Below are 1,604 nucleotides of genomic sequence, written 5' to 3' on the forward strand. Positions count from 1 at the left end.
ACTGTTAACAGTCAACTGAACGATTCAACTGCTTGGAAGGGCACTCCACCGAGCACAAGTCGGCGACGACAGGGTGGCAGTCACTCGGGAACTCAGGTATGAGACCAAATGGGTTCCAGACGTGGCGTCAAAGACTCTTGTTTGGGTCTGCAGTTTGTCGGGACGAGTGACTCGACCCTGTATCGGGCGTTCCTATGAGGAGCTCGATGACAGTCGTCTTCGCCTCGCAGCATTCCGCTCGCCGGATGATCCGGCGCTACCCATATTGGAGAAGACATGGACACTCTCGTCCTGGTCCATCTCGCCATCGCGGTCATCGGAATCGTCCTGATGATCGTCTGGGCGAAAATCAATCCCGTTGTGGCGCTGGTCGTCGGCGCGCTCTATCTGGGAGTGGCCGCAGGTTTGGGCTTTGATGCCTCCGTGGCGGCAGTCAACGTTGGTTTCGGTAACCTCATGGCCGAAGTAGGTCTGATCATTGGGTTCGGTGTGATGATCGGAACGACCTTGTCAGCGACGGGCACCATGCAACGTGTCGTCGATGGGTTGCTCAAGATCGTTGGTCCCAAGAAGTCACCGTATGTTCTGGGGCTGACCTCGGGAATCATCTTTCCGTCCATCTACTTTGATGTCGCGCTGGTGATCTTGGCACCCATCGCAGGTGCAATTGCCAAGCGCACTGGGAAGAGCATCGCGACTCTTGCAGGTTCACTTGCCATCGGCCTGGAAGTCGGTTTGCTGATTGTTGTACCCGGTGTGGCCGCGATCGCCGTTGCAGGACCGCTCGGTGTGGACATCGGAACCATGCTGATCTGGGGCATTCCCCTGGGAATCTTTTTCATTATTTCCAGCATCTTTGTTCACGATCTGCTCATGCGGAAGTTCTTCAACCCTGCGACTGATAGGGATCAGGGGTTCGACGATTCGATTTTCGGTGAATCCGTTGAAGAGGAACGTGAGCGCCTCGAGTCGTGGCGGGAACATGGCGGCACCACGGTGGGTACCACCGAAGTTGCTGGTTCATCATCGGGCCCCACCATCGTGACCACGTCGACCCGTCAGTTCCCGCTTTTCGTCGCGATGCTGCCGGTGATCGTGCCCATCGTCCTCATCATCTTGGATACGGTGACGGGCATTTTGGGCCAGGAACTTGCCGTTCTTGGCTTCCTCGGAAGCCCCGTGGTTGCGCTCCTTATCGGCCTGCTGATCGGCATCGTTCTCGCGGTTCCCGCTGTAACTCGTGACGGTATCGATGACCTCCTCACACGGGGTGCCCAGACATCAGGATCGATTCTTCTCTTCACGGGTGTCGCGGGATCCTTGGGGCAGGTCATCACCGAAGTGGGAATCGGCGACATGATGGCGCAGCTGTTCCAGGCGAACGCAACGATTCCGGTGCTCTTGACCTGGACCGTGGCCGCCGTCTTGCGCATCGCACAGGGTTCTGCATCTGTAGCGGCAATCACTGCAGCGACCCTGCTGGCCCCGATCATGGGATCCATCGATGCCCCTCCGATCCTGATTCTGCTGGCCGCAGGTACGGGTGCGGCATTCGGCGCCCACGTCACGGACAACACTTTCTGGATGGGACTGCTGCACGGTTA

At 58.0% G+C, this 1,604-nt stretch carries 1 protein-coding gene; it reads left to right on the forward strand.

What is annotated here, in order from left to right:
- Nucleotides 1-330: 330 nt before the first annotated feature.
- Nucleotides 331-1,604: GntP family permease (locus YO9_RS0113565; protein WP_262925698.1), on the forward strand; the 1,274-nt coding region annotated here is incomplete at its 3' end.

Source organism: Kocuria atrinae C3-8 (genome assembly GCF_000286355.1).
Classification (GTDB): domain Bacteria; phylum Actinomycetota; class Actinomycetes; order Actinomycetales; family Micrococcaceae; genus Kocuria; species Kocuria atrinae_A.